The sequence below is a fragment of the Inquilinus sp. genome, assembly GCF_057815775.1.
On sequence record NZ_JBYRFX010000020.1, the window covers coordinates 1 to 8054 of the forward strand.

General features: G+C 67.9%; 10 protein-coding genes and 1 tRNA gene. 1 reads left to right on the plus strand and 10 read right to left on the minus strand.

Going from position 1 to position 8054, the window contains the following annotated elements:
* The 10 genes from AC3XYG_RS00800 to AC3XYG_RS00845 form a co-directional block, all read right to left on the minus strand.
* A partial coding sequence (locus AC3XYG_RS00800) for an FGGY family carbohydrate kinase (protein ID WP_489137911.1) occupies positions 1–281 on the minus strand: 281 nt, incomplete at its 3' end.
* A 72-nt stretch (positions 282–353) separates the two neighbouring features.
* Positions 354–818, minus strand: coding sequence for a PTS IIA-like nitrogen regulatory protein PtsN (gene ptsN / locus AC3XYG_RS00805; protein ID WP_489137920.1), 465 nt, complete (start codon positions 816–818; stop codon positions 354–356).
* Positions 819–836: 18 nt separating this feature from the next.
* On the minus strand, positions 837–1418 hold the full coding sequence (hpf, locus tag AC3XYG_RS00810) for a ribosome hibernation-promoting factor, HPF/YfiA family (RefSeq protein ID WP_489137912.1): 582 nt from the start codon (positions 1416–1418) through the stop codon (positions 837–839).
* A gap of 160 nt (positions 1419–1578) precedes the next feature.
* On the minus strand, positions 1579–3111 hold the full coding sequence (gene rpoN / locus AC3XYG_RS00815; protein ID WP_489137913.1) for an RNA polymerase factor sigma-54: 1533 nt from the start codon (positions 3109–3111) through the stop codon (positions 1579–1581).
* Positions 3112–3125: 14 nt separating this feature from the next.
* The gene (lptB, locus tag AC3XYG_RS00820; RefSeq protein ID WP_489137914.1) at positions 3126–3914 is read right to left on the minus strand and encodes an LPS export ABC transporter ATP-binding protein; all 789 of its coding nucleotides are present in this window, start codon (positions 3912–3914) and stop codon (positions 3126–3128) included.
* 10 nt (positions 3915–3924) lie between these two features.
* A complete protein-coding gene (locus AC3XYG_RS00825; RefSeq protein ID WP_489137915.1) occupies positions 3925–4782 on the minus strand; it encodes an LptA/OstA family protein in 858 nt (285 codons plus the stop codon).
* Positions 4779–5483, minus strand: a complete 705-nt coding sequence (gene lptC / locus AC3XYG_RS00830; protein WP_489137916.1) for an LPS export ABC transporter periplasmic protein LptC — start codon at positions 5481–5483, stop codon at positions 4779–4781. Before lptC ends, AC3XYG_RS00825 begins: the two co-directional genes overlap by 4 nt.
* Positions 5484–5485: 2 nt before the next feature.
* Positions 5486–6445: a KpsF/GutQ family sugar-phosphate isomerase gene (locus AC3XYG_RS00835; protein ID WP_489137917.1), complete on the minus strand. Its 960-nt coding sequence runs from the start codon at positions 6443–6445 to the stop codon at positions 5486–5488.
* A gap of 152 nt (positions 6446–6597) precedes the next feature.
* Positions 6598–7215, minus strand: coding sequence for a ribonuclease D (locus AC3XYG_RS00840; RefSeq protein WP_489137918.1), 618 nt, complete (start codon positions 7213–7215; stop codon positions 6598–6600).
* Between the two features lie 163 nt (positions 7216–7378).
* Positions 7379–7465: transfer RNA gene (locus AC3XYG_RS00845), tRNA-Leu, on the minus strand.
* A gap of 221 nt (positions 7466–7686) precedes the next feature.
* Here AC3XYG_RS00845 and AC3XYG_RS00850 point away from each other — a divergent pair.
* Complete coding sequence (locus AC3XYG_RS00850) at positions 7687–7989, plus strand: YggT family protein (protein ID WP_489137919.1); 303 nt, start codon at positions 7687–7689, stop codon at positions 7987–7989.
* Positions 7990–8054 lie beyond the last annotated feature (65 nt).

The following is an 8054-nucleotide window of genomic DNA, read 5'->3' on the forward strand; positions in this document are numbered from 1 at the left end:
CGCACCGGTTGGCCGGCGGCATCGATCACCCAGGCGCCGACCATGGCGCCGGTGACGCCGATGGCTTCGACGGTGGCGCCATCGGCTGTCGCCAGCACCTCGCGGATCACGGCGGTGGTCGCCGACCAGGCGGCTTCGGGATCGCTTTCGGACCAGGAGGATTGCGGATGGGCGACGACCGTCCGGCGCGTCGCGGCGGCATGCTGGCGGCCGTCGCGCCCGAACAGGGCGGCCTTGATGACCGAGGTACCGGCGTCGAGGCCGAGAAGGAAGGACGGCATGGCGGGACCACGCACGGACTAGGGGTTCGCCTCGGGGGGTTCGCTTCGGCTAGCGGAGCGGACGGCCCCGGGTCAAGCGGCGTTCACCGCCTCGGTCTGGGACAACAGCGCGTAGATCGCGTCGGTGGTCTGGCAGCCGCGCAGCTTTTCGCACAGGCCTTCGTCGCGCAGCATCCGGCTGATCCGGGCCAGCGCCTTCAGATGGTCCGCCCCCGCCCCTTCCGGGGCGAGGAGCAGGAACACCAGATCGACCGGCTGTTCGTCGACCGCGTCGAAATCGATCGGCCGCTCCAACCGGGCGAAGGCGCCGAACACGCCGGGCAGGTTCGGCAGCTTGCCGTGCGGAATGGCGATGCCGCGGCCGACCCCGGTCGACCCCAGCCTTTCGCGTTCCAGCAGCACATCGAAGATGGCCCGCTCGTGCTGACCGGTCAGCTCGGCGGCGCGGCGGGCCAGATCCTGCAGCGCCTGCTTCTTGCTGGCAGCCTTCAGATTGGCGAGAATCGCCTCAGGGCGAAGAAAATCGATCATTGCGATGTCTCGGACACGCCGCCCTCAGGCAGCAGCGTCCTCGGCCCCCTTCGGATCGACCCAGCCGATATTGCCGTCCGGCCGGCGGAACACCATGTTGAGCCGCCCCAGCGCCTGGTTGCGGAACATCAGCGCCGGCAGGTCGCCGAGGTCGAGGCGCATCACCGCCTGCAGCACGGTCAGGCTTTCGATCGTCGTCGAGACGTCGGCGATCACGATCGGCTGCGTCGGCTCCTCGCCCTCATGGATCTCCTCGGACTCGGCCTCGAGGATATAGGACTGGGCGGCCAGCGACGGCTGGCTGTCGCCATTGTGATGGTCGCGCAGGCGGCGCTTGTAGCGGCGCAGGCGCTTGGCCAGCTTGTTCGCCGCAGCGTCGAAGGCGTGATACGGGCTCTCGGCCTCCGCATTGCTCTGCAGGAGGATGTTGCGGCCGACATGGACCGACAGATCGCTCCGGATCAGATGGGCGTTGCGGGAAAAGACGACGTTCGCCTCGATCGCGTTGTTGAAGTACTTCGCGGTCGTGCTGGTCAGGGCGTCGCTGACATGGGTGCGCAGAGCATCACCAACATCGATCTGCTTGCCTCGGACGGTCAGTTGCATGGCTGTCGCTTCACTGCTGCACGATGGGAAAACGGCGCCCAAAAAAAGAACGGGGCGGCCGTGGGGGGCCGCCTTTGGGCGGCGACCATAGGGACGGCGTGCCTTCCTGTCAACGAAGGGGCCCGGCCCGGTGCTGCGGACGAAGTCGGGGGGAGCACACTCATCGGCTCAGACCCTTCTCGCGTCGTCGTTGGACGGAGGATGGTATCCGCATCCCCTCACGGTACTTGGCGACGGTCCGCCGCGCAATGTCGATCCCCTCGCCGTGCAGGATTTCGACGATCCGGTCGTCGGACAGCACGGAATCGGCGGCCTCGGCCTCGATCATGACGCGGATGCGGTGCCGCACAGCCTCGGCCGAGTGGGCGTCGCCGCCGCCGGAGCCCTGAATCGCCTGGGTGAAGAAGTATTTCAGCTCGAACGCACCGCGCGGCGTGGCCATCACCTTGTTGGTCGTCACCCGGCTGATCGTGCTCTCATGCATGTCCACCGTCTCGGCGATGTCCTTCAGCGTCAGCGGCCGCAGGTGCTGGACGCCATGGACGAAGAACGCGTCCTGCCGGCGCACGATCTCCGACGCCACCTTGAGGATGGTGTTGGCCCGCTGGTCGAGAGCGCGGACCAGCCAGTTGGCGTCGGTCAGGCAGGTGCCGAGATAGTCGCGGTCGACCTTGCTGCGGGCGCCGCGGCTGACCTCGGCATGATATGTACGGTTGACCAGCACCCGCGGCAGCGTCTCGGAGTTCAGCTCGATCAGCCAGCTGCCATCCTGCTGCAGCCGCATCAGGATGTCGGGGATCAGCGTCTGCGCCACCTCATGGTCGAAGGCGGCACCGGGCTTGGGGTCGAGGGCCCGGATCTCGGCGACCATGTCGGACAGATCCTCGGCGTCGACCCCGCACAGCCGCATCACCGCGCCCAGGTCGCGGCGGGCCAGCAGATCGAGATTGTCCAGGAGAGTCTGCATCGCCGGGTCGAGCCGGTCGCGCTCCGCCAGCTGGATCCCCAGGCATTCCGACAAGCTGCGTGCGAAGATGCCGGGCGGATCCAGCCGCTGGCAGCGGTGCAGCACCGCCTCGACGCGGCCGGACGGGCAGCCGAAGGCACGGGCGATCTCGTCCACCGGGACCAGCAGGTAGCCGGAATCCTCGAGCAGGTCGACCAGCCGCGCCCCGATCAGCCGGTCGGCGGGGCCGGTGAATTCGATCGCGATCTGGCTGAGCAGGTGGTCGCGCAGGTTCGGCCGTTCCGGCAACGTCTCGTCGAGTCCCGGCAGGTCGTCGGCGAAATCCATGCGGCCGCGCCCGGCGCCGGCGAATTGCGCGTCGCCGCCATAGTCGTCGTTCCGGTCGGTCGAGCTGGAGCCTGTGAACAGGTTGCTCCAATCGGTGTCGAGCGGCGCGTCCGCCGACACGATCGCCGGCGGTTCCGGCGCGGTCAGGGCGACATCCGCCGCCACCGTGCGCCCGGATCCGGGATCAGGGAGTTCGGCGTCGCTGGTCTCGCTGGCGCCGCCGCCATCCTCGCGCTCGCCCTCCTCCCGTTCCAGGAGCGGGGTGCGTTCGAGCTCGCCCTCGACATAGGCCGAGAGCTCGATGTTGGACAGCTGCAGCAGCTTGATCGATTGCTGCAGCTGCGGCGTCATGACCAGCGCCTGGCTCTGACGGAGCCCGAGGCGTTGTGAGATGGCCATGGTCGCCCGTCAGTCTACAGGCTGAAGCGTTCGCCCAGATACACGCGCCGCACCTCCTCGTTGCCGACAATGTCTGCTGGTCTTCCTTCCATCAGAACACGGCCTTCATGGAGGATATAGGCCCGATCGACGATATCGAGCGTCTCGCGCACATTGTGATCGGTGATCAGCACGCCGATGCCGCGGTCGCGCAGATGCGCCACCAGCTCGCGGATGTCGCCGACGGCGATCGGGTCGATGCCGGCCAGCGGTTCGTCGAGCAGGATGAAGTGCGGGTGGCTGGCCAGCGCCCGCGCGATCTCGACCCGGCGCCGCTCACCGCCCGACAGCGCCATGGCCGGGGTGCGGCGCAGATGGCTGATCGAGAATTCGGCCAGCAGATCCTCGAGCACTGCCTCGCGCGCCGACTTGTCGGGCTCGGAGATCTCCAGCACGGCGCGGATGTTCTGTTCGACCGACAGGCCGCGGAAGATCGACGCTTCCTGCGGCAGGTAGCCGATGCCGAGGCGGGCGCGGCGGTACATCGGCAGGTCGGTCAGCTCCCGCCCGTCCAGCGAGCTGGTGCCGTAATCGGGCTGGATCAGCCCGGTGATCATATAGACGCAGGTGGTCTTGCCGGCGCCGTTGGGGCCGAGCAGGCCGACCGCCTCGCCGCGCTGGACCTGCAGGCTGACGTCGCGCAGCACCGGCCGCTTCTTGTACTGCTTGCCCAGGTTGCGGGCGACCAGCCCCTCATTCTTGGCGACCAGCCGCGGGGCGCCGGGGGATTCGGGTGCGGTCGCAGCACTGCTCGCTCTCGCCATCGCCTGTCCCCTACTTCTTCTTCGGCGCCGGCTCGGCCGGCGCGGCCGGCTGCCCCGGCGTCTGGGTCTTCTGGTCCGGCACCAGCAGGGCCCGGGCCCGGCCGCCCTGGCCCGGGCGGGTCAGCAGCTTGCTGACGCCGCTGGCCATGTCGACCTCGGCATAGTCGCCGTTCAGCTGGTTGCCGCCCCGGGTCAGATGCACGTCGTCGGTGATGGTGGCGAACTGGGTCTTGACGTCGTAGCGCCCGGTCTGCCCGGTCACCACGTCCGTCGCGGTGGTGAGCCGGACATTGCCGTCGGCATCGACCACCGACAGGGCCTTGTCACCCTTGTCATCCGGCGCGAAATGGCCGGTCAGCGTGTCGGCGCGCAGCGTCCGCTGCTCCTTCGCACGAACCGCCGTGGCGTTGCCGCGGGCGATCGCCACATCCTGGGCCTGATGGTATTCCAGGCTGTCGGTCGCGGTGATGACGTCATCCTTGTTGGTGAATTTCAGGTTGCCGCCGGTCAGGGTGAAGATCTGGGCGTCCAGCTCATAGACCCCCTTGCCGCCGGTTGCCGTGGTGTCGGCGCCCTTGGTGATCAGGACGTTGCCTTCCGCCGTGGCGCGGAAGATCTCGGTGCTCTTGTCCGGCAGCTCGCGGTAATAGGCGGTCAGGACATCGGCCTTCACCGTCAGGTCGCCGCGCGTGTAAACGGCGTCGCCGGTGGCGATGTACTGCTTGTCGTTCTGCCGCCATTCCAGCGACTTCGATGCCTCGATATTCGACGGCTGGCCGTCCTTGCTGCCGAGCTGCAGCTGCTGCTGTGCCATGGCCGGCGTCGCCAGCGCACCGAGCAGGACAGCGAGGATCAGCGGACGGATCATTGCGGCGTTCCCTCGAAGGCTTTGTCGGCGCCGGGCTTGAGCAGCAGCTTGGTCGGGCCGGTGAAGATGATGACGTCGCCCTGCTGCTCGACCTTGAAGCCGCCGGCGGACAGCGTACCGAACGGACCCTGCGCCGTCACCGGCGTGCTGCTGCTCGCCCCCTTGTTGACCATGTCGATATCGGCGGACTCGGTGGTCATGACGGTGCCGTCGCTGCGCCGCAGGGTGACGTCGCCGTCGAGATGGACGGATTTGGTGGTGCGGTTCAGGCGGCCACTATCGGCATCGAGCGTCAACATCAGGCCGCTCGGCAGGGCCAGCTGGCCCTTTGGCCGGTTCATGTTGAAGATCTGGTCTTCCATCTGCTTCGCCACGGTCGCCCAGACGGTGTAGGGCCGCGCCGCCTCGTCCACGCCGCTGTAGCGGGGATTCTGGATCTCGCCATTGGCGCCGGCGGTCGGGCGTTCCGTCGGGCTGGAGATATCGACCTGCACATGGTGCAGTTCGGGCCACAGCACCACCAGGGCGACGATCACCAGCCCCGCCACCGGCAGCACGTATTTCAACACCCCGACCAGCCGGCTGTAGGTCCGGCTGAACTGCGCCGCATGGTTGGCGGCGGCCAGGCGCGCGCGCCGACCGTCGGCAGCGTCCCTGCGGCTGGTCTTGTCGTCCCCCGGGGTCTGCGGCGCCACGACCATGCTCAGCTCAACCCTGCCCGCAGGCAGTCATGCACGCGCAGGATGCCCACCGGCTTGTCCTCGGCAGTGACGAAGAGACTGGTCACCTTATAGCGATTCATCAGCCCGAGCGCCTCTGCCGCCAGCGCGGTCGGCCGGATGGTGCGCGGCCCCGGCGTCATCACGGCCCCGGCGGCCTGGCCCAGCAGCCCGCCGCTCATATGCCGGCGCAGGTCGCCATCGGTGATCACCCCGACCAGCCGCCGACCTTCATCGACCACGCCGACGCAGCCGAAGCCGACCCGGCTCATCTCCAGGATCGCCTCGTCCATCCGGGTGGCCGGCGCCACCAGCGGCAGCTCGGCCTCGGCATGCATGATGTCCTGCACCCGGATCAACTTGTTGCCGATGGCGCCGCCCGGATGGAACACCCGGAAATCGTCCGAGGAGAAGCCGCGGCGGTGCATCAGCGCCACCGCCAGCGCATCGCCCAGCGCCATCATCATGGTGGTCGAGGTGGTCGGTGCCAGCCCGGTCGGGCACGCCTCCTCCGCCGCCGGCAGCAGCAGGACGATGTCGGACTGGTCGGCCAGGATCGAGGGCGCCCGGCTGGTGATGCCGATCAGCGGGATGGCGAAGCGTCGGGTGTAGGCAATGACGTCGCCCAGCTCGGCCGTGTTGCCGGAATTCGACAGCGCCAGCACCACGTCCTGGCGGTGGATCATGCCGAGATCGCCATGGCTGGCCTCGGCCGGATGGACGAACAGGGCGGCGGTGCCGGTGGAGGCCAGGGTGGCGGCGATCTTGCGCCCGACATGGCCGCTCTTCCCGATGCCGCTGACCACGACCCGGCCCTCGGCGCCGAACACCGTGTCGATGGCGCGATCGAAGCTGCCGTCCAGCGATTCGGCCAGACGGTCCAGTGCATCGCGCTCCATCAGCAGCGCCTTGCGGCCAGCCTCGATCCCTGCAGTCGCCACCATTCCGTCTCCAAAGCCGCCCGCCGACGGACCCGTATCCATCAGGACGCGGCGAACCGCAACCTTTCCGCGGGCCGAACCGGCCCTGGCAGCCGGCACTCCGCCACGTCCCGGAATGCAGCCTCGGTGCGGCGCAATTGTGACCGCATATCGGGTCAGTGGGCGAAGATATCCAGGTCCGACCAGCCGCCGAGGTCGAGTGCCGCCCGCGTCGGCAGGAAGTCGAAGCAGGCCTGAGCCAAGGCTTCCCGGCCCTCGCGACGCAGCATCGCGTCGAGTTTTTCCTTCAGCGCATGCAGGTACAGCACGTCGCTGGCCGCATAACGCAGCTGTTCGGGCGTCAATTGGTCGCTGCCCCAATCCGAGCTCTGCTGCTGCTTCGACAGGTCGACCCCGACCAGGTCGCGGCACAGATCCTTCAACCCGTGCCGGTCGGTGAAGGTGCGAACCAGCTTCGATGCGATCTTGGTGCAGTAGACCGGGGCGCAGACCACGCCGAGATAGGCCTGCAGCGCGGCGATGTCGAACCGGGCGAAGTGGAACAGCTTCAGCCGCGCCGGGTCGGCCAGGTGCCGGACCAGGTTCGGGGCGTCGTAGCCACCCTGGCGAAACTGGACGAGATGGACGGTGCCGTCGCCGGAATTGAGCTGGGCCAGGCAGAGCCGATCGCGCACCGGGTTCAGGCCCATGGTCTCGGTGTCGATGGCGATCACATTGCCGAGGTCGAGACCGTCGGGCAGATCCCCGTCATGCAGAATCGGTTCGGAAGCCACGGGTTGCCACCTTCACATCCAGCCGCGGCCTGGAGCAGGGCCGCCCTTGGCCAGGCCGGAGCATCCTGCTGCGTGGGCATCGGCCCCAAAAGGAAAGACCCGCTTGGACCAAGCGGGTCATTGCCATCCTTCGCATCGCCGTCGTCGGGACCATCAAGAGGGATGGTGCCCAGGAGAAGACTCGAACTTCCACGACCTTTCGGCCACAGGTACCTGAAACCTGCGCGTCTACCAATTCCGCCACCTGGGCGATGCGGCGGGCCGTGATGTAGGATGCCACCCACCCCCCTGTCAACACCGGAATTCGCGCTTTGTGAAACTTTGACGATTTCCCCTGGCGGCGCTGGGGCCGATGCGACGCCGGCGCGTGCCGCATCGCTTGTTCATGGCTGGCCGCGCCGCTACCGTACACGCGGATTCCACGCGGATTCGGCGACCGGGCCGATACCGGCCCCTCTTTGGAACAGGCGCATGATCGTCATCGACCCGATACTCAGCATCATAGATTATGTGCTGCAGCTCTATATCTGGATCCTGATCGCCACCGCGATCCTGAGCTGGCTGGTGGCGTTCAACGTGGTGAACACCCGGAACCAGTTCGTCTACCAGGTCGGCCATGTGCTGTACCGCCTGACCGAGCCGGCGCTGCGCCCGATCCGGCGGTTCGTGCCGAACTTCGGCGGCATCGACATCTCCTACATCGTGCTGTGGCTGCTGGTCACCCTGGCGCGCATGATCCTGGCCAACATCCACGCCCGCCTGCTGTTCGGTTGACCGTCGACCGCCCGCTCTTCGTGGCGGGGCCGCGCGGCGTTCGCGTGGCGGTCCGGCTGACGCCG